Origin of the sequence: Mucilaginibacter sp. OAE612 (genome assembly GCF_041806395.1) — a bacterium.
Taxonomy (GTDB): Bacteria; Bacteroidota; Bacteroidia; order Sphingobacteriales; family Sphingobacteriaceae; genus Mucilaginibacter; species Mucilaginibacter rubeus.
Window position 1 is genome coordinate 3,708,965 of record NZ_JBGMUW010000001.1, and the last position, 20,663, is coordinate 3,729,627.

19 protein-coding genes are annotated in these 20,663 nt (G+C 42.4%); 4 read left to right on the forward strand and 15 right to left on the reverse strand.

Annotation, left to right across the window (positions count from 1 at the left end):
• The first annotated feature begins 259 nt into the window (after positions 1-259).
• Positions 260-4,957, forward strand: a complete 4,698-nt coding sequence (locus tag ABID99_RS15305) for a T9SS type A sorting domain-containing protein (RefSeq protein ID WP_373614246.1) — start codon at positions 260-262, stop codon at positions 4,955-4,957.
• A 16-nt stretch (positions 4,958-4,973) separates the two neighbouring features.
• A complete protein-coding gene (locus ABID99_RS15310) occupies positions 4,974-5,174 on the forward strand; it encodes a hypothetical protein (RefSeq protein WP_090524429.1) in 201 nt (66 codons plus the stop codon).
• A gap of 48 nt (positions 5,175-5,222) precedes the next feature.
• On the opposite strand, the gene ABID99_RS15315 is transcribed toward ABID99_RS15310, so the two are convergent.
• The 6 genes from ABID99_RS15315 to ABID99_RS15340 form a co-directional block, all read right to left on the reverse strand.
• The gene (locus ABID99_RS15315; RefSeq protein ID WP_373614247.1) at positions 5,223-5,888 is read right to left on the reverse strand and encodes a DUF4136 domain-containing protein; all 666 of its coding nucleotides are present in this window, start codon (positions 5,886-5,888) and stop codon (positions 5,223-5,225) included.
• Between the two features lie 212 nt (positions 5,889-6,100).
• Positions 6,101-6,673, reverse strand: coding sequence for a nucleoside triphosphate pyrophosphatase (locus tag ABID99_RS15320; RefSeq protein WP_176623720.1), 573 nt, complete (start codon positions 6,671-6,673; stop codon positions 6,101-6,103).
• Between the two features lie 171 nt (positions 6,674-6,844).
• Positions 6,845-7,366 carry an HAD family hydrolase gene (locus ABID99_RS15325; RefSeq protein WP_090524424.1) on the reverse strand — a complete coding sequence of 174 codons (522 nt, stop codon included), beginning with the start codon at positions 7,364-7,366 and terminating at the stop codon, positions 6,845-6,847.
• Between the two features lie 149 nt (positions 7,367-7,515).
• Complete coding sequence (gene iscX, locus ABID99_RS15330) at positions 7,516-7,758, reverse strand: Fe-S cluster assembly protein IscX (protein ID WP_090524422.1); 243 nt, start codon at positions 7,756-7,758, stop codon at positions 7,516-7,518.
• Between the two features lie 90 nt (positions 7,759-7,848).
• Positions 7,849-8,181 (reverse strand): 2Fe-2S iron-sulfur cluster-binding protein, encoded by a 333-nt coding sequence (locus tag ABID99_RS15335; protein ID WP_090524420.1) that lies wholly within the window; start codon positions 8,179-8,181, stop codon positions 7,849-7,851.
• A 19-nt stretch (positions 8,182-8,200) separates the two neighbouring features.
• A complete protein-coding gene (locus ABID99_RS15340; RefSeq protein WP_373614248.1) occupies positions 8,201-8,983 on the reverse strand; it encodes a Rossmann-like and DUF2520 domain-containing protein in 783 nt (260 codons plus the stop codon).
• 82 nt (positions 8,984-9,065) lie between these two features.
• Between ABID99_RS15340 and ABID99_RS15345 the strand changes: the two genes are divergently transcribed.
• Together ABID99_RS15345 and ABID99_RS15350 are read left to right on the forward strand one after the other, a co-directional pair.
• Positions 9,066-9,986 carry an alpha/beta fold hydrolase gene (locus ABID99_RS15345; RefSeq protein ID WP_373614249.1) on the forward strand — a complete coding sequence of 307 codons (921 nt, stop codon included), beginning with the start codon at positions 9,066-9,068 and terminating at the stop codon, positions 9,984-9,986.
• A gap of 30 nt (positions 9,987-10,016) precedes the next feature.
• A complete protein-coding gene (locus ABID99_RS15350) occupies positions 10,017-10,760 on the forward strand; it encodes a hypothetical protein (RefSeq protein ID WP_373614250.1) in 744 nt (247 codons plus the stop codon).
• Here ABID99_RS15350 and ABID99_RS15355 read toward each other — a convergent pair.
• The 9 genes from ABID99_RS15355 to ABID99_RS15395 form a co-directional block, all read right to left on the reverse strand.
• Positions 10,757-11,467, reverse strand: coding sequence for a phytanoyl-CoA dioxygenase family protein (locus ABID99_RS15355; protein WP_373614251.1), 711 nt, complete (start codon positions 11,465-11,467; stop codon positions 10,757-10,759). The genes ABID99_RS15350 and ABID99_RS15355 overlap by 4 nt on opposite strands.
• A gap of 10 nt (positions 11,468-11,477) precedes the next feature.
• Positions 11,478-13,940 carry a cytochrome c biogenesis protein CcsA gene (gene ccsA, locus ABID99_RS15360; protein ID WP_373614252.1) on the reverse strand — a complete coding sequence of 821 codons (2,463 nt, stop codon included), beginning with the start codon at positions 13,938-13,940 and terminating at the stop codon, positions 11,478-11,480.
• A gap of 9 nt (positions 13,941-13,949) precedes the next feature.
• On the reverse strand, positions 13,950-14,360 hold the full coding sequence (locus ABID99_RS15365) for a cytochrome c maturation protein CcmE (RefSeq protein ID WP_091171412.1): 411 nt from the start codon (positions 14,358-14,360) through the stop codon (positions 13,950-13,952).
• 391 nt (positions 14,361-14,751) lie between these two features.
• Positions 14,752-16,188 (reverse strand): Glu/Leu/Phe/Val dehydrogenase, encoded by a 1,437-nt coding sequence (locus ABID99_RS15370; protein WP_373614253.1) that lies wholly within the window; start codon positions 16,186-16,188, stop codon positions 14,752-14,754.
• Between the two features lie 152 nt (positions 16,189-16,340).
• Positions 16,341-16,550, reverse strand: a complete 210-nt coding sequence (locus ABID99_RS15375) for a CcmD family protein (RefSeq protein ID WP_090524403.1) — start codon at positions 16,548-16,550, stop codon at positions 16,341-16,343.
• A gap of 1 nt (position 16,551) precedes the next feature.
• Positions 16,552-17,226 carry a cytochrome c biogenesis protein CcsA gene (gene ccsA / locus ABID99_RS15380; RefSeq protein ID WP_373614254.1) on the reverse strand — a complete coding sequence of 225 codons (675 nt, stop codon included), beginning with the start codon at positions 17,224-17,226 and terminating at the stop codon, positions 16,552-16,554.
• Between the two features lie 240 nt (positions 17,227-17,466).
• The gene (locus ABID99_RS15385) at positions 17,467-18,123 is read right to left on the reverse strand and encodes a hypothetical protein (RefSeq protein ID WP_373614255.1); all 657 of its coding nucleotides are present in this window, start codon (positions 18,121-18,123) and stop codon (positions 17,467-17,469) included.
• A gap of 257 nt (positions 18,124-18,380) precedes the next feature.
• On the reverse strand, positions 18,381-19,088 hold the full coding sequence (locus ABID99_RS15390; RefSeq protein ID WP_373614256.1) for a hypothetical protein: 708 nt from the start codon (positions 19,086-19,088) through the stop codon (positions 18,381-18,383).
• 133 nt (positions 19,089-19,221) lie between these two features.
• Positions 19,222-20,406, reverse strand: coding sequence for a carboxypeptidase-like regulatory domain-containing protein (locus tag ABID99_RS15395; RefSeq protein WP_176623706.1), 1,185 nt, complete (start codon positions 20,404-20,406; stop codon positions 19,222-19,224).
• Positions 20,407-20,663 lie beyond the last annotated feature (257 nt).

Sequence of the window (20,663 nt, forward strand, 5' to 3'; positions counted from 1 at the left end):
GTTGCGCAGTGATTAATTAGCCCTTACTGTAAGTTAACAGACTGCTTATTGATTAAAAGCATAGTAGAAAATATTCCCCAAAGTGTGTAAACAATAATCAATAATTAATTTCTCCAAATTTTCCATTTTTTCAATAAAAGACATCACGACTGATGCCATTGGCAACGCAAACCCATATTTGAGTTGAAATTTGTACTTTAATCCCGTTTTTATTGAATCAGCATCATTATTGACATTATTTGCCCGAAACCCTATTAATTTGAAAACACAATTACGCTGCGTTTTATTTACCGGATATCTGCTATGCCTGATCAGCGCAGTTGCGGCCCAGGAAACCAGCGATAACCTTACCTACTATTACAATAACTTTGAAACTTCCTCTGCCGGTACTACAACATCATTAGGAGCAACCGGGGTTGGTAATGCCACCCGCACAAGTTCATCGGTTACCATAGATGCATCAACTACAAGTCCTTTAAACGGCTCGGTAAGCCTGAGATCCGCGGTACCTGCAACCAACGCTATTGGCGCTATCAGGTGGGATTTTGTCGGAAGCGGCACATCAGGGAGCGTAGATCTTACCGCCAATGATTTTGAGTGGAACTTCATTTATAAAAACAACAGCAGTACAGGCCCCTCTGATCCCGACGTGATGGCTGTTGGTAACAATACCTGGCGTTATTGGCTTATTGCCAATGGCTATACCACCAATAATATGCAGGGTATTTACATAACCCATACGGGTACTACACTCAGCTTGCGGTACAGGTATGACAATGGCACTTTTTCAGGCCATTATAACGAGCTCCTTAACGCTACAATGGCCAATGATCAGCAAACGTACATGATCAAAGTGCAACGTTTGAAAGATGGCCGCTGGGCAATTTTTAAAGATGTTTTTGTGGCAGGCATGACTACGGCTAAAACGCTTGTTGCTTCAAGTACAAGCACAACAGGCGGCAGCTACAGCACATACTATTATTCCTATCTCGAATCAACATGTACTACTGCCGGTCGCTTCCAATGGGATAATTTTGATATGTATACCCGTGTGCTTCAATTTACCACCACAGGGGCAAACGGAACGGCTAATAACGTAACGCAACCTGCTTATTATGAAAGCGAAAGTGTAATCCTCTATGGCCTCAAAATAATATCAAGGGGCAACTTTGTTATTAACCAACTGGTAATGAACACATCCGGTGCAGGGTTCGAGGCCTATTTCAATAGTTCAGGGAGCTTATACCGATCAGATGATTCGTATTATTCTACCTCGTCTGATGCATTGATAAGTTCAGTAACTTACACCGGTAATGCTATACAAGATTATAGTGTGGGCGACCTTATCTCAAGCTCGGGCAATACAGATGGATCCTACTCTGTCCCCGGCTATTATTTTTATACAGGTACGGTAAAAAGCCAGCTAAATTATGGTGGCAGCCCTACAGGTACTATTACCGTCACCAGCATTAACACCCTTACGGGGAATGGAAACAGCTCGGCCATTACTTATACGGGGCCCTCGTCAAATGGTAATATCATAACTTTTGCAAATGCAATTGACTGGACAGGCGCTTCAGACAATAACTGGAACAATACCGGTAACTGGAGCTCCGCAACGGTGCCAACTTCTACCAATGTGGCACGCATAGGTGTTGTTTCATTTAAAAACCAACCTATTGTTCAAAGTAGTGTACCCAGTATAGCATCCATGGAATTTGGCCCTTTAACCAGCACCCTATTCGGGTCTCCGTCAATTACCTTAACCATCAATAACACCTATTCGCTTACAGTAAACGGCGCCATCACACAAAACCACAACAGCATCAGCGGTGACGTAACAACAACCATTACAGGTACAGGGAATGCAACATTAAGCTGCAACTCATTTATAGTGGGCGATAATACAACACCACCGGCGCCAAACATATTTACCTCGCCAACATCAAATACCACTACCATCAATACCACAGTCCCTGTATTTAATATCACCAATTCGTTATCGTTAAATACTACCTCGTCGGCAATTGGCTATTACGCCTTGGGGTTCCTGCAAAACTATTCGGTAAATAATGCGGCATTTCATCTAAATTCCGGATCATTAACTGCAAGCAACATAGCCACCACCAATTCAAACTATGTAAACAGGAATGATGGTATAGTAACTGTAACCAACGCCGCATTAGTTGATATGGATACCGGTACCGGCGCCTCCACATTAACTTTAACAGGTAATACCCCAATAAGTGCTGCTACAGGTGGCACTATCGATTTCACCACCGGCGGCACCGGCACCGGACTCGTTAACTACGCAGCTACCTCCGGCACGCAAACAGTATACGCTACTAATGACAGCTTTATAGGTACAAACCCATCCAACTATGATAACCTTACCTTATCGGGCGCCGCTGCCAAAACTGTCGACGGAGGCGCGCTAACCGTAAGCGGAAACTGGATCACAAGCGGTGGTGCAATAGACCTTAACACGAACAACCCCGTTATAGCCGTTACAGGAACCTGGACCAATTCAGCAAACGTAACCCAGGGTTCGGGCAATATTAGCATTACTGGTAACGCTACTAACAGCGCTGTTATTACAGCCGGCTCGGGCACACTAACTTTCAATGGCGATTACACCAATACAGGTACATTTACGGCAGGCACCGGAACAGTATTTTTTAGCAAAGCTGGCGCTCAATCTCTTACAGACAACAGCACCAACGGCACAAAATTCAATAATGTTACTGTTAATGGCAGCGGTATAAAAACCATGTCGGGCACGGGTAAATTCGCGGTATCATCTTCGGGTATACTTAGTATGGGGGGTACAGCTACCCTTGCCGCCGGCGGTGTGTTAACATTAAACTCCGATGCAACAGGTTCGGCCACTGTAGATGCTATCCCTTCCGGAACAGCAATTACAGGCAATGTAAACGTACAGCGTTTTATAAGTGGTGGCAATTCATATAACCGGGGGTACAGGTTACTTTCATCTCCTGTTAATACAGGTTCAGCAGCCAAGGTAATCAGTGTAAATTACCTTAAAAACTCATCATGGATAACCGGTACTACAGGCACAACGGGCGGCTTTGATAAATCGGGCAATCCCACAATTTACTGCTTCAGGGAAAACATAGCCTCGTCGCAAGTGTCTTTTACAGCCGGTAATTTCAGGGGCATCAACAATATCAACTCCCCGCCAACTTATATTTTTGATACCGACGGCTCACATACCATACCTGTCGGCAACGGTTTCCTTTTCTTTTTCAGGGGAGACAGGACGGCCGCCGATCTTGCAACTTCAACAACCGCAAGCTATGTGCCCACCAACACCACTTTAACAGCAACAGGTACATTAAATACAGGTAACATTACAGTAACCAACTGGTACAGCGGCACAACCAGCCTCTTGTTCAGCAATACTACAGGCAGCCTGGTTAACGGATATAACCTGGTTGGAAATCCTTACGCGGCCACCATCAATTGGGAAAAATTTAACCGCAGGGGCACAACAACAACCGTTTCCGCCACATCATCAATTTACGGGGCCGGTTTCCCCTCAGAGGTATCTTCGGCTGCAACCCTATCTGCTCCGGGCAAAATATGGGTTTACAATCCAAAAACAAAGCAGTATGCCAGCTACATGCAAAAGGCCACTGCTATATCTACGGCAGATACGACTACCAATATTAACCCCGGTATTTCGAGCGATGGCTATGCAAGTAATATGATAGCCAGCGGGCAGGCGTTTTTTATACAGGCTACCTCAGCTTCGCAATCATTAACTTTCAGGGAATCGGCGAAGTCAACAACGCAACCAACGGCATCAAATCTGATAGCCTTATTAAGTGCCCCTGCTGATAAGGGGTTACAGAAACTGGCTGCCACAGCTGCCGACATGGACATATTGAAGGCTGCCGAAGCACAATCAGCAGCATCACAACAAAATGCATCATCATTGGCCGAACCGATATTAAGGCTGCAAATGATAAAGGATTCCATTAATACCGATGATATTGTTATTGCGTTTAACAACGACGCCAGTACGGCTTTTGAAAATAGTAAAGACGCGGAAGACCTCGGAACCAATGGTGCACAGATAGCCTTGTCGGCCCTGTCAAGCGATAGCGTTAAAACCGTTATCCATCACCGGCCTTTCCCTAAAAAACAGCAGGAGATCATCCCCCTAACGTCTGACGCTACCTCATCCGGGCCATATCAATTAAAACTAAGAGCGCTTAGTAACGTACCTGCCATTTATGAAATATGGCTTAAGGATAACTTTACTAAAGATTCGCTGGATCTTAAACACAACAACATTTACAGCTACAATATTGATAAAAGTACCCCGGCTACTTTTGGTAAAAAACGTTTTCAGCTGATATTGCGCCAATCACCTAAATTGGGCCTGCGGCTGCTTGATTTTAATGCAGTAAAAGCAACCGGCGGCGCTAAAACAACCTGGATTGTTGAAAATGAGGCCAACTACACCACATTTACACTGCAGAGAAGCACCGATAACGGCAAAACCTGGGAAAACCTGGATGTGATAAAATCGAACGGTTTGGGAACTTACTTTTATACCGACCCTAACCCGGCAAAAGGCTTAAATAATTACCGTGTTCAGTTAACTGATTTAAACAATGATATCAGCCTGTCAAAAGAGCTGCCATTAATGTATGCCAATACAAAAAATAACATAAGCAATAGCCTGCTTACGATATATCCAAACCCTGTAACGGAAACATTAAACCTAACCATAGGGCAAACCAACGCTTCAGCAAACTATAATATTCAGTTAACTAACAGCAGTGGCGTGATACTGAAGGCAGTAAACATCACACAGCTTTACTGGAAAAACAACGTAACCGGTTTGGTACCCGGGACATATATCATAAGGGTTACCGATAACAAAACCAAGCAGTTGATTGGCACCGGTAAATTTTTAAAACAATAACAAGCGATTTGCGCATATGAAAAAAAAGTTCTTTTTAACCGCTCTTGTTTTTGCGGCCGCCACCCTAAGCTGTTTTGCCCAGTTAGATAATCCATGTGATAATGCCGACGGCGACGCTAACTGCCCGCTTGATGCCTGGGTTATTGTTTTAGCCGTAGCTGCCCTTACTTTTGCTGTAACCCATTTATACCGCAAACAAAAATCCCTCCAGGCTTAGCGCCCGAAGGGATTTTTGCATTAGTTCAATAATTGATCAGGAAATTTCTTATGCTTTTTTCATTGGCACCTGTTCTTGCTGTACCTGGTTAAGCTGTAGTTGTTCAATAATGCCGTTAACTACTTTGGGCAGTTCTTTTACAGTTTTTTGCGGGTTGTGCAGTTCGCCAACACCAAAACCACGCCATACCAGTTTGCGCGATTTGGTATCCATAATGTCGATAATCAGGGTACCTTCTTTGTAAGGTACGCGGGCATAACCGCCGCCGCCATAACCGTAACCATAAGGATATCCCCAACCCCAGCCGCCGTAGCCATAAAACGGACGATAGCCCCAGCCACCGCCCCAACCCCAGCCAAATCCTAAACCGAAGCCCGGGTAACCGCCATAGTAATAAGGATAAAACTCAGTTTTCATTCCCCGGCCGGTAACTGTGGTATAACTTACCAGTAAATCGGGGTTGTTTTCCTGGAATTTTAACCCTTTGTTTTCCAATGCCGAAATAGCCGCGTCCTTAACCTTTTCATCAGCCACTTCCTTTTTTACAACTGCGCCGGCTTTATTGGTCATGGTTGCAGGAGGCAGCCAGGCAAATGTACGGTAAGCGGATAAATCTGTTTTGTTTCGGGCTGCGGTGTAATAATTGTAACTGCTGCATGCAGACAAGGTGGCCACCAGCAGTAACACCAGCCCTGTATTAATAGTTTTTTTCATGACAAATTACTCCCTTTATTTAACACCTTAGACTATGCAGGAAACAAAGGTTTAAATTAAATAATTATTTATTTAATTGTACCGGAAAAAACACGCTTTATCAAAAAGTAACGATGTTTAGCGAAACTGTAACGACGAATAAAATGGTTTGCGAAAGGCACAAGTAATCCCCGCACAGGCAGCCGCACAATACTTGCGCCTGTATGTGAAATCTATTTGCTTAAGTTAAGCAATTGTGCATAAACCTTTTGGGTAGGTAAACCAACAACGTTGGTATATGAGCCTTCTATCCGTTCGATGCCTATCAGGCCTATCAGCTCCTGGATGCCGTATGATCCGGCCTTGTCAAGCGGCTGGTACTTATCTACATAATTACTGATCTCGGCATCAGAAAGCTTGCGGAAGAGCACTTCGGTAAGATCATAAAAATTGTTATAACGCCCTTTATATAACAAACATACACCGGTAATAACCTGGTGTACACGGCCCGATAGCATTTGCAACATTTCGATAGCATGTGCGCGGGTTTCGGGTTTACCCAGTATCAGGCCATCAATACAAACTATAGTATCGGCAGTAAGTACTACCTCATCTCCTACCGTTTCGTCAAATGCTTCTGCTTTTTTACGGGCTATATGCAGGGCAACCTCTGTTGGGGTAAGCCCATCGGGGAATGACTCATCAACCTCTTTAAGCACAACCCTGAAATCAATATCCATAAGCCGGAGCAGCTCTTGCCGTCTTGGCGATTTTGATGCGAGAATTACGGGTGGGATGATGTTCATATTTTTAGTTCATGGTTGATGGTTCATAGATCATGGTAGCTGCATTGATTAGTTCGTAGCAAATGGTTCATAGATCATAGTAGCAGCAAAACTATTTATAACCATGATCTGCCGGGTTAATTCCATGAACCATTATCTATGGACTATCGACTATGGACTATGGACCAAACCCTACCAGCTATACGCCTGTTTGCTCATCCATTTATCCTGAACCTTGAGCACTTTTTCAATGATATCGCGGGCACAGCCTTTGCCGCCGCCGTAGGGCGATACGTAAGCGCTAACCGCTTTGATCTCTTCAACAGCATCGGCAGGGCAAACAGGCAGGCCTGCAAGCTTCATCACTTCCAGGTCGGGAATATCATCGCCCATGTATAATACATTGGTGGCAATAATGCTTTTTTCTTCCAGGTAGATCTTGAACCTTTGCGATTTGGTATGTGTGCCCATATACACATCCTGGATGCCAAGGCTGTTTAACCTGTACATGGCACTTTTTGAGCGGCTGCCCGATATGGCGCAAACATTATAACCGCATTTAACAGCTAACTGCAGCGCGTAGCCATCTTTAATATTAAAGGCGCGGCTTTGTTCGCCGGCTTCCGTTACAAAAACAGATCCGTCGGTCAAAACGCCATCCACATCAAAAATGAGGGTAGTAATATCTTTTAATTTATTCAGGAATGATTCCATGGTTGTGATTACACCGATTTTGTTTCGTGACTACACCGATTTGTTGAGGTGATTTCACCGATTCTTTGACTATAGAATGTTTGCTTCGTGCTAAACTGCTAATCGCAAATTTAAAACGGCAAACCGCCAGCTCAAAACTGCCAATTGAATTATTGATTATCCCGCCACTCATATACCCAGGCCGACTGGATCTGCTCAAGGTGGCCTTCGTTTGATTCGGCACGGGTACCGGCAAAATTAGGCAGGCTCAATACCCATTCCAGCAGTTCGGTAAAACGGATGCGGTATATTTTTGATTCGTCAAAATCGTCACCAAACTTTTCATAAAGTTCAATGGCAATATCTTCATAATCATTCCAGTGAATTGGTAAGGCAAATTTATTATCGCTCATTGTTGTTGATTTTACGTACTACCCGGGGGTTACGCTAATACGTTGTAAATTATACGTTTTATTTATTGTTTAAACGGATTGATGCAAATATTAGTGGCCTAAAAACTGCGACTGATCCGGCAGGGTAACTTCAATGTCGCCATCAACAATCACACACTGACAACCCAGGCGCGAATTAATGCGCGGGTTAACAGCCCTGTCAATAAAATCCTCTTCTTTATCGGATATCTCCTGGATATTATCCATCCCCTTGTTTACATAAACATGGCATGTGCTGCATCCGCAAACACCACCGCAATTGTGCTGTAGTTCAATGCCATTCTCCAGGCATACGTCTAATACAGATTCTCCTTCGGCTATAGGTAACTCAACGCTTTCGTGCCCTTTTTCCTCGAAATTGATCTTTATTTTATAAATGTTCATTTAAGCAAAAGTAACAAAATTACTCGGGTGCGGTAAACCCTTTATTGTTTTTGATAATACCCTGACTTAATAAATTGTAAATATCCTGTAACATAGGCATCTCGCTCAACATCTGCATGTGAGTAGCCATAGTGCCCTCATCATTACGTACTGCAGGGCCGGTTTGTACATTGCGCGGTTCCTGCTCAAGCACTTTTTGGGCAGTTTCCAGGATCAGGGGGCGCAGCATGTTAAACTCCATTTGATTTTGCGCAAGCAGGTCCTGGGCAACCCCGTACAAATAATTGGGAAAATTACAGGCAAATACCGCGGCAAGGTGCAATATTTTGCGCCGGGCGGAGTTAACGCTATATACATTATTACTGATGGTAAATGCCAGCTGCTTTAAATCAGCAAGTATACCATCATCAGCACCTTCAAGACAGAGCGGGACAGATCGGAAATCAACCTCTCTTATCTTGCTAAACGTTTGCAGGGGATAAAATACACCGGCCTTCGGGGTAAAAGCCAGCAAACTGTTCAAATCGGTTGAGCCCGATGTATGTACTATTAACTTTTTATGGGCCGACAACGCTTTAACAACAGTCGTTATAGCATCGTCCTTAACCGAAACAACAAACAATCCTGTATCGGGATTAATATTGTCAAGGTTATCAACAGCTTCGGCAGCTACATGGTAGGCCAGTAGCGCGGCATGCTGCATATCGCGGCTGTATACCTGTACAATACGGTGCCCGGCATTCTTAAAGGCCGCTGCCATGTGCGTAGCTACGTTACCGGAGCCTATTATGGTAATGTTCATATTATCTTTACAATGGGATAAATTATTTAACTAACTGTAGTATAAATATTTCTGTATTTTAGGAACCAACATCTAATACCGCATGAAAATACTTAAAGTAAGCATAATAATTGTGATATTTCTTGTCGGAGCCACCTCTTTGATACTTTATGGCTTCTATAGGTATAACAATAAGGAAACCAAAACGCTAACCGATGCCGGCCGTAAAAACATTTCCGGAAGTTTCATTAAATTAAGCCAGGGCGTAACCCACTACCAGCTTGAAGGCCCCGACAGTGCCCAGGTTATTATACTTGTTCACGGTTTTAGTGTACCTTATTATATATGGGATCCTACTTATGATTATCTTGTAAAAAAAGGCTACAAAGTATTACGCTATGATATGTATGGGCGCGGTTATTCAGACAGGCCCGATGTTCCCTATAACCAGCAGCTTTACAATACGCAACTGCTCGATCTCATTAATCAACTTAAATTAAACGGGAAAATAAATTTAGCAGGCGTATCATTTGGTGGCGCGGTAATAACAAACTTTACCTGCAGCCACCCCAACCTCGTTAATAAACTAATCCTTATCGACCCGGTATATGAACAAAAAAAGCCCGTGGCCCCGCAATATTTCACACTTTATAACGAAGCCGTGAACTCCGCCGAAAGAGCAAAAGGACAAACAACCGATTTTCTTTATCCCAAAAACCACCCCGGGTGGATAAACCGTTACCTCCCCCAAATGGAGTATAAAGGGTTTAGAAACGCGCTGGTTTCAACGCTGTACAATTACAATCAAAATGGTCGTGAGAGCAATACCTGCCTCAACAGTGCAGGCAAAAGCGTATTACTGATATGGGGTAAAGCCGATAAAACAGTATTGCCACGTTTCAGCGATTCTATCCGCAGCGTATTAAAGACCGACTTTTTCCCTGTTGATGGCGCAGCACATTTACCCATGATTGAAAAGGCCGACACCGTAAATGCTAAGATCCTTTCGTTTTTGAAGGGGTAAGAAAATCAATTTTATCTATAGTTTTATCAGATGAAATTTAGATTGATTACCTGCTTTTTGTTATTGATAAACCTTGCCTGTTACGCAAACTGTAGTCGCAATGGTTATTATTTAACAGATACAACGGTTCATCAAAAAGTAAAACATATTTTCAAGCGAAAAATTGTACCACATGTTACCTACACGCGTGAAAGTATTAAGGGCTATAAACCTGAATTTGATAATTGCATTTATACAAAAAGGTTTACTGTTGCTCAACGATTAAAGAAATATCCTTTTTCAGTTGCTGCTAAAATAATAGCAATATCTTATGTGGGAGGAGGGCAACCAAATCAGGACATAATAATAGACTCTGCAGGTAATTCGATACGAAACCCTAAACAAGCCCCGGATACGATTCCGGGCATCATTATTGAAAATCACCGTTTGCAATACGATAATGTTAAACAATCGAAAATATTAACTAATAAAGAGATAGAAAATTTCACCGATATTATCTATAACTATGGTTACAGCGGCATGAAGAACTACCTTATAGTAGGATTCACCAACTGCTTTGAGCCGCGCAACTCAATTGTTTTTCTTGACAAAAAAGGTAAACTTATAGATCACCTGGACATTTGTTTTCACTGCCAAAGAAGTGAATCTGAATCAAGAAAAATAGATGAAGGGGTGCCGTGCACACAAAAGTATCAAATGCTTAGAGATTTTTTTATCGACATTGGTGTCTCTTACGGAACTACCGGAAAAACATATGACTTTCCGAATAATTAAATTCTTTCAGCCCAATCAATCCCTTCTGCCAATTCAGTCCTGCTAAACTCAATATGCACTACCCTACGCCGTTTGTTGTTGGTAGTACGGTTTGAGGCATGCATGAGTAAGGGCCGCATGATCATGATACCACCTGCCTGTACATTGCAGCTTACTTCGGTTTCCTGCTGCCAGTCGATATTTTCAGGACGATAGATCTCTTTGAGATGCGAACCTGGCAACACTTTCAAAGCCCCGTTGCCTTCATCGGTATCATCCAAATGGATCCGGATGGTGAAGTTATCCTGCAAAATATGAAGCGGGGGCTGAACGGCGAACTGGTTATGCTTAACCGTCCAGGGGCCGTAACCTGCTATCTCAATTTTCTTATCAACAGAAATGGTCAGGTCCTGGTGCCAGGCTACAAACCAGTTGGATGTTTCGGGCTTATCGAAATAGATAGATTTAACGGCAAAATAACCGTCACCAAACAATTGCTGTAAGCAGGTTTTTAATCTCCCCGTAAAAATCAGTGGGCTTATTTCGGGCACAGCCTTTAAAAACTGTCTTATGGCAAACAGGTCATCTGTTTGCCTGAACAGCGGACTGGTTTTATCCGCGTTTTCAATAGCGGCGACGATGACTTTTACTTCAGCTTCAGTATAAATATGCTCAACAACAGAAAACCCCTGCCGGGCTATTTCATACTGATGCCTGGTAATATCCATTTAACAACAGTTAAACGGTTTTAAGTTCTTTATTACGCCTTTGGATAGAAAGCAAAAAGCCAATCACCATAATGATAGTACCGCTCCAGAAGAAGTTGATATACGGGAAGCTGATAGCGCGCATCACAATCCATGGGCGTTTGTTTTGCGGCTGCTGATAAACAGTGATTTCTACTTTTTTATTCTCAGGGTTGATCCTTGAAAAGCGCAGTTTTAAACCTGCGTCCTCTACCTTGCGGGCAAAATCAAACACGTTACCGCCCCTGATCATGAATACAGGTTCGGCAGTATACACCTTGCCATCATGCGCATGAACTTCGATATTAGCGCCGATAGCTACATCGTTAGCTGTAAGCGGGATATTTTGTACCGTGGCCTGTTTGTTTAGTGATTTAACCAGCATAAAGCCGTCGCGGTACCTGATGGTATCGCCGATAGCCACTTCATGGGCTACAGGCTCATCGTAGTTTTTATCATCGTTACCTTCGTCGTGACCGGCCTCGCCCTGCATGGCAAAACCTTCGCTTGGGATAGCGGTGACATGGGTATACAAGTCATTTAACAGGTAATGTTTGGTATCGGGCGAAGAAGACATTCCGGCATCACGGCTGGCCTGCACTTTGGGTTTAAGCACAAAGTTTTCAAGCAGTTTACCGTTAGCATCAAACTTTTTATAATCAACCCTGTAAAAATGGTATGGTGATGATATCGAGTCGCCAAGATAGGTAACTGTGTAATCGCCCATTTTTACCGGGGTATTTTTGTAGATCATGATATTTTCGCGGGCATTACCAGCCTTGGCATCAAAACCCTGCACATTAACCACACCGCTTGCGTTTTCAGAAACTACTTTACTGGTACCTGCAGCTATCACCGCGCCAACCATCAACAAGCCAAAACCCAAGTGCGCCACTGCCGAGCCGGCCAGTTTAAACTTGCCCTTAAAGGCATCAACCAAAACTTTGGCATTGGCAATAACCGAGTAAACCGAACCGCACATTACCAGATTGAATACGAAATTAAGGCGATAAACCCCGGTTAAGTAAACAACAAGCGCTGTTACCAGTATGGCAAACACAAGGTAAACACCGGTAGTTATAAAGAACCGGGTAATATCGGTCTTTTTATATTTCAGGAATTGCGTAAAGCCAGTAAGTAAAGTCACCACAAACGCAAATGACGACTGGATCACGTTATAATGTTTAACAGCATCAGAAGGAGGTGCAATTTTGGTACCAAACATGGCATTCCATACAGGTACCGAAGTTACTACAATAAGGTGGAAGCATGACAGCCCTAAAAATACCGAACCTACAAACATCCAAAACTCGCGTGAGTATGTTTCTTCATCTTTTTTGGTGATAGGCAGTTCTTTCCATCGCCATACCAAAATCCAAACAGATAAAACAAGGAATATCAGGATGCCGATAACCAGTTGCCAGAACATGCCCAGATCAGTAAAAGCGTGAACCGAGCTCTCGCCCAAAATACCGCTTCTTGAAAGGAATGAGGTGTACCATACCAGTACAAAGCTTAGCAGTACCAGCATTGTAGCTGTAAAATAGGAATGACCTGTATTTTTAAATACGATAAGTACGTGCAAGGCCGCTACCATAGTTAACCATGGAAATATCGATCCGTTCTCAACAGGGTCCCAGGCCCAGAAACCACCGAAGTTCAATGACTCATATGCCCAGAACGAGCCCATGATTACACCGGTACCCAATATCATCGAACCAAATAAGGCGTATGATATAGCGGGCTGTACCCACTCTTTATATCGCTTTTGCCAAAGCCCGGCAACCGCGTAAGCAAACGGAACTATAATAGATGCAAACCCCAGGAACAAGGTAGGCGGGTGAATCACCATCCAGTAATTTTGCAGCGATGGGTTCATCCCTTGTCCGTCTTTTATAAAGTCGAGGTAGTTTGGCTGCGAGAATATGGGCGCTTCGATACCTGAATTACGTAACAACAGGAACGGCGAACTGCCTATCCGCTGACCGAAGATATCGATCCCCAGCACCATGGTACCCAGTATTACCTGCGACAGGGCTACAACAGTCATTACCGGGCGCTCCCATGATTTGGCCCTTGCAATAAGTACGTTACCTAAAACGGCCTGCCAAAAAGCCCAAAGCAAAAAGCCACCCTCCTGCCCGTTCCAGAAACCCGATACCAGGTAATAAACAGGCAATGAGCGCGAGGTATAAGCCCAGGCATAATGATATTCGAAATAATGATTATAAAGCACATAGAACAGGCAGGTGCCCATTCCTAAAATAGAGATAGAATTTACGTAAAAACCTAAACGGCCTAAACGCTGCCAGCCGCTGTCGGCCTTACCGGCATCATCTGTAGTAGCAAAATAGTAACTTATAAATGACAGCAGGGCTGCACCAAACGAAAGAACAATAAAAAACTGGCCGATTTGTCCCGGTAAAAGGTGTTCGCCCTTAAAAACTGTATTCATCAAAAATGATTAAATGCTGGCTTGTTTAGCCTTCGCTTCTGTAACTTCTAACTTATCCTGCGTGTATTTGGAAGGACATTTCATCAGGATCTTTGAGGCATGAAACTCACTCCCAACCATCTGGCCGGTAAGTACCAGTTGCTCCGAACGCTCAAAATCTTCCGGTTTGGTACCGGTAAAAACAACTTTACGCTCTTCGCCTTTATTATCTTTCATATAAAATGAAAAATAATTGGCATCCTTAGCAGCGTCATAAACCATTTCCTTTCCCTTGCTGAAATGGCCTATTACATGCAGTTCGCTGCTGGTTTGCTGCGCTTCGGCAAAGGTTGCATAGGTGCTTGAGCTTGAATAAACACTAATGATAACCGCTATGGCTATAGCGATAACAACAAGACCAAAAATTGCACTTTTTTTCATCCGTGGTTTATATTATTAAAATAACGATTTGCAAAAATACAAAACGTGCAGCGAATAATGTTTATTACAAGACATATGTATTATTTAGAATCATTCTTAATTGAATGCAAATCAGCGTCATTGCGAGGAACGAAGCAATCGCGAACTATACAAGGACATTTACATGGCTGCTCTGTAAAGTCGGGGATTACTTCGTTCCTCAATGACGGTTATTTATTATAGTGTTTTATTGGCGATGCCTTCGGCCCGGGCTCTACGCTCATACGCCTGCAGGCTTTACGCTCAGTGGCCGGTATCCGCTGCGATCCCTATCGCGGCATGATTGAAAACAAAAAACGAGGTGAGCTTTTTCAAACCCACCTCGCTATATATAAAACTATTAAATCCTTAATTATGGCCAGATACCTAAATTTTGGTATGATACCGCTATTTTATTAATAGCGCCAACCATGGCTGCGTTACGCAGGGTGCCAATCTCAGGATTGCTTTTATAGATTTCCCTGATCTCGTGGTATGAACGGATCATGGTATCCTCTAAACCTGAGTTTACCAGTTCAAGCTCTGATGCGCCTTTGATAATAGTTGAACGCTGAATCGGGGTTAAAGCTACACCGGTAATACCTTCAACCATATTTACCAGGTTAAGGTTGGAGTTCTCTTCAAACCTGCGGTTCATACGGCCGAATGCTACGTGGCTCAGGTTTTTCAACCATTCAAAATAAGATACGGTAACACCGCCTGCGTTGGCAAACATATCAGGCACGATGATACCGCCGTTGGCATAAAATATGGCTTCAGCCTCTGGCGAGGTTGGGCCGTTAGCGCCCTCGATAATGATCTTAGCTTGTATGTTGCGGATGTTTGCTTCGGTGATCTGGTTTTCAAGAGCTGCCGGTACCAGGATATCACATGGCTGCTCAAGGCCTTCCATGGTATTGGTAAATTCCTGTATTGCAGCAGCATATCCTAAAATAGAACCTGTTGCCTTACGGTGCTGAAATACAGCCTCGATATCTAAACCGTTCTCGTTATAAATAGCGCCTTCAAATTCGCATGAGCCGACTATTATTGCCCCCATTTCGGATAAAAACTTAGCCGAATAGTAACCTACGTTACCAAGGCCTTGTACAATTACCCTTTTGCCTGATAAGCCCGGCAACAGGCCAATCTTTTGCATATCCTCGCCAACGCTCACGCACTCGCGGGTGGCAATAGCTACACCACGGCCGGTAGCTTCTCTCCTGCCTGCAATACCATGCAGGGCGATAGGCTTACCGGTTACAGCGCCCATAGCATCCAACTGACCGGGGTTCATGGTAGCGTAGGTATCGGCAATCCAGCTCATTTCGCGCTCGCCCGATCCATAATCAGGTGCAGGGACGTCAATGCTTGGGCCAATAAAATTCTTTTTGATCAACTCAACCGTATAACGGCGAGTGATGTTTTCCAGCTCGCTTACGGTATAGTTTTTAGGATTAATTTTGATACCGCCTTTGGCGCCGCCAAACGGAACGTTAACAATGGCGCATTTGTAAGTCATGAGCGCGGCGAGGGCCATTACCTCATCCTCGTTCACCATTTCGCTGTAGCGGATACCTCCTTTGGTTGGCGACTGGTGGTGCGAGTGCTCCACACGCCAGGCGTCAATTACCTCAAAACTGTTACCCTTGCGAATGGGGAAACGGAAGCGGTAAACACTGTTACATGATTTAATTTGATCAAGCAGGCCTGCATCGTGTTTGGTGAATTGGGCAGCATGATCGAAGTTTTTGCACACGTCGCTGAAGAAGTGTGTTTCCTGGTCGGCAATCAAAATATTCGTAGCCATAACTATTGTATAAATATTAATCTCTTAAAAAAGTGAGCAAATTTGGTACAATTTTTATCAATATTGCAAATATTTCTTAGTTAGTGTGCCCTATACACCAGTCAACACCGTTACGAATGATATGTTTAAATTGTTTAAACATATTATTTGAACTACTTTTCGTTTTCGACTTTTTTTAATCTGCGGTCTATAGTAAACAGGTAAATAGCCAGTCCAACAAAAATTATGGAAATAGTTGCTACAACCACGTAAATTTTTCCCGATTGGCGCAGGGCATCGGCCATTTCAACCTGCTGCCCTGGCTGTGCAAAAACAGCGGTACAAAACGTAAGCAGTAGCAATAAAAGCGTTAATTTCTTCATCTTAATTTATAGCGTTCTTCTTATTCTCAATTAAACGGATGCGGTAACGGATAGTTGCTATCCAAAGGGCAATAAAACTCCAGCCTGCCATAGCCGGGTAAAAGGCTATCTTCATACCGTTATCAAGGTCGTATTTACCAAATGCAGGGTTACCGCCGCTGCCGGGGTGTAATGAATCTGTCATGCGGGGCAAAACAAATATCAGCACAATCATGATGGGGAAAGCGAAGATATTGTAGATGGCCGAAATCTTGGCCCGCTTCTGCTCCTCATCAATAGAGTTACGGAGCACCAGGTAAGCACAGTACAACAAAAATGCAATAGCAGCACTGTTTTGTTTAGGATCACCGCTCCAAAACTCGCCCCAGGTATATTTTGCCCAAAGCATACCAGTTAAAAGCCCTAAGCTATAAAACAGCAGCCCGGTATTAACGCACTCTACGGCTGCAAGGTCATGCTCCTCTTTGCCAGTTTGCAGGTATTTAATGCTGAAATAAACTGATACAACAAAAACAGTTAACATCCCCATCCACATAGGTACGTGGAAATATAGGTTACGGATGGTTTCGTGAATAATTGGCAGCCTCGGCGCTTTGAAAACCAGGCCGGTGTAAAAGGTAGATAGCACCAGCAAAACAGCCGCAACCTTCCACCATGTTTGATAAATAAACTTCATATGATTTATGGCGGTAAAGGTAAGGAAAAATCACGGAGTGAAATAAGCAAACAAAATGATATATCTCATAGAAAAAGATTGGTTCACATTATTGAAATCGTGATGTGTAGATCGAAATGCATAATAAAATATCATTGAGCTTGAAAGCATTTTCAGTCCTAATCCGATGCTGTTAGACCCCATAAAAAGTAATATTGAGATATAAAATGGGAATCAAATCAGCATTAGTATCTTGCTTATTTACTTAAACATATCATCATAAATATATTGAGAATCCCATAACGACCATTCAGAATCAAAATAGTACAACAACCTATCGCGAATTGGTACGTCATACATATTCTTGAAAGACTTCGAAAAATAATTAAACCACAGACTAACATGACCAGAATCGTAACTATCCAAAATCTTTTTACTAAGCCCTTTTACTCCAAAGTTTATATACGGCATAAAATCATCATCTGAAAGAAGATCATGTACTTCAACAAATCCCAATTTTTTAATAAAAGATTTAATATAATCATTGGATGCAATGTGACAAACTACTACTGAATGATAATAACTGAACTGGAACTCCTTCAATCCAATTTTAGCTTTGGACAGAGCCGCTCGGTGATCTTCATATTGCTCCTTAAATAAAAGCTTACCAGTTGTGGCAAATAAATAGAATTTGTCTTCTTTTAATCTAATAACACCTAAACCCGTTCTTTGAATAAAACACTTAGGCTTTGTAATTTCTTTAATTTCAAAATCAGAAATATTATCTATTTCTTGAATCCATGATAAACGATATTGCTTCTTGTACATGACTAATCCACACATTGCACCATCAAAAAGATTTTGATGATATAAAATCTCTCCAATGATAATTTCACGATCTATAAACAGGTAACTCATCCGCAAATATTATTGTAAGTTGAATAAAAAAACCGGAGTCAACAATCAATGATTTATCGCAAAACTTTGATCTTAATCACTCGGCTCATAATCCACAAGCAACAAATCCTCCAACTTGACCTTAGACCAAGCACCTCATATAGCAAACTGGGATTAGATATTATAACACCATTCTTATCAAAAGCTAAAATATTTGTTGGGTGCTGTTGTTGCAACAGAGATTACGTATTAAAACAATTAGGTCTAAAAATCACCTCTTATTGCAGCAGTTTACTTGTTACTACATTCTCTAAAATCTTTGTTAAATCCGGCTTAATTAATTCATATAAAGCATCAGCCCCTTTATTACCCAAGTAACTTGCTACTATACCTGAGAAACGTTGATACCAACGTTTTTTACCTAATGGATAATCTTTATTCAGGTCTTGTAAGTCAGCCTTCAGATCATCAATAAAATTAAAAATTACCTCTTGACCTACAGAAAGCTCGTCTATTTTTATTAATAATGCATTAATTTTCCTCATTAAATCTGTTACTTGTGATTGAGAAAACGCATTTTTATTTAAGTCATTCAAGCCTAATTTTTCAAGTTCTCTAACAGCATAAAAAATCCTTGCCTCATGATTTCGCTTACTTTTAACTAAATCTTGATGATGCTGCAACCTCTGATGATCGAAAACTGAAAACTCATCGTCATTGTAGTTTTCAATAGCACTATAATCAATCCTTTCTAATACAGATTCTAATTCCTCATTTTGATGATTGATCGCTTCAATCAAAAAAACTATTTTGTCACTTTTGTTTGAAAATCTCTTAAGTCCGTTGGTGATAAACTTTTTATCGTCATTTCTGTCATTATACGACACAGATTTATAACCATCTTCGAGATACTCTCTTGATTCTTGCTTAACGACGTTATCAAAGTCAAGGTCGTTAAGCAATTTACTAAGTTCTTCTAATTCCATAATTGTTCCTTATTCAAAAGTACAATAAGTCACATTTGATAAGGAAATATAATTAACGGTGTGTGGCACCTTACCCGCCTATCAGTTCTTTTTAATGAATTGCGTTCAATACCAATTTCGCCTACTCCCCAAACTAATCCCCCGGCTCATAATCCACCGGCAATAAATCGCCAAGCTTAGCCTTCGACCATGAGCCCTCATAAAGCGGGCTCGGGCTTGATACCACAATGCCATTCATATCAAATGCAATATAGCCCGAATATTTGGTCATGATACTGGTTTCATAATTGGGCATATCCAACGGATGATAAACGTCCTTAAACTCGGTAGTCTCTTCGCGTTTCGTATATACTACATATAAAAAATGCGGAAAGGTAAGTGCATAAATGCCATCCTGTGGTGTTTTACGCAAAATCTCAAACTCCTGGTAAGGCAGCTTAGCGAGGTTTTCCCGGTACCATTTGGTCATCTTCGACAGGTTATAATAACGCATGGCCGAATCGCGCGGGCCTTCCCGGTATTTTTTCATCTTTTGCATCAACACAGCTTCTTCAGGGCGTTCGGGATTAATTTGCCTTGTAAAATCATGCGCTTCAAACCCTTCTTGTTTTAACGTTCCTTTATAAAGCGAACGGTAAAAATGCTGGGCCGATCCGTAATAGGCTTGTTCGCGTTTCTGCTTCCAGAGTTTCTTTTGTGCTGCACTGCCGGGCAGGTTTTCAAAAAGCGCACTTCCCGAATAGGATATGGTATGCTCAATAGCATCATACAAAAAGTTTTTGAGCAAAAATTTGGTACGATAGCCTAAGGCCAGGTTCTCTACCACCAAAAACTCATCGCCAGAGGCTTCCAACTGCTGCTTTCCCCTGTGGTAGATAATATTTAAAATATGTGGGTTGGTAACTTTACACTCCTTGCCGTTTTCGGTATCGCCAACAAATTCCTTGCGGAACAGTTCGTAATTCTTTTTCCAGTCGGCGCTGCTGCTGATCACTACTTCGCGCAGCATCAGCACTTTTTGATTAACCTCGATATTTAGCTTTGCAGGCTCTTTACCAACTAATACAGTTGTGGAATATTCTTCAATACTTACTCCGGTAACCACCAGCTGGTATTGGCCTGGCTTAACACCAGCCAAAGTAAAGGTCCCATCCTCGGCAGTGGAAGTGCCATAAGTGGCATTGTTTAAAAACACGCTGGCATTGGCTACCGGGCTTTTGGTATCAGCCCGCACTACCTTACCTGTAATAGTACCGGTTTGTGCCGAAACTATGAGCGGACATATAAACGCGATAAGCAAAAACCAATAAAAACGCATTAAATAAAATTAGGATATTTTTTCAATCTGCTAAAAAACGCATTTTTTATGAACGGTTAATGAATTGCCGGTGTATAATTTTTGTTGCGGTGGGTTTGTCTGAACTCGAATTTATTGAATTAGAGAATTTATAGAACTTTTATTGCGATTGTTTTTAACCACAGGTGTTGGGAAGATAAAAGCTGCATGGAAAAACAAACAAAAACCATGTCATTTCGCGAGCGCAGCGTGGCAACCGCACGGAAGCATGTCCGCCC